This is a genomic window from Aquitalea sp. ASV11, assembly GCF_016429185.1.
GTDB lineage: Bacteria > Pseudomonadota > Gammaproteobacteria > Burkholderiales > Chromobacteriaceae > Aquitalea > Aquitalea pelogenes.
This window is the reverse complement of record NZ_JAELUD010000251.1, coordinates 1-302: the sequence shown is the minus strand read 5'-3', so window position 1 is coordinate 302 and position 302 is coordinate 1. Positions and strand designations below refer to the sequence as shown.

The following is a 302-nucleotide window of genomic DNA, read 5'->3' as shown; positions in this document are numbered from 1 at the left end:
CCCCCCCCCCCCCCCCCCCCCCCCCCCCCCCCCCCCCCCCCCCCCCCCCCCCCCCCCCCCCCCCCCCCCCCCCCCCCCCCCCCCCCCCCCCCCCCCCCCCCCTTTTTCAAGCCGAAGACGGCATACGCGATTATTGCGTTCGTCTCGTGGGCTCGGAGATGTGTATAAGAGACAGTTGCCGGCCAGTGCCACCCGCGCCGGGTGGCGGTGGTGCAATTGTTGACCGTATCCTTGCTGGCCGCTCTGGGCTGGCAACTGAGTGGCGAAGCCGCGCCACAGTCGCATCCGGTATTGCTTGTCAG

1 protein-coding gene is annotated in these 302 nt (G+C 73.2%); it reads right to left on the bottom strand.

Annotated elements, in window-relative coordinates; translation table 11 throughout:
• Positions 1–216 (bottom strand): hypothetical protein (locus JHD62_RS21995; RefSeq protein WP_233161171.1); only part of this gene is annotated, 216 nt, incomplete at its 3' end.
• Positions 217–302: the final 86 nt, after the last annotated feature.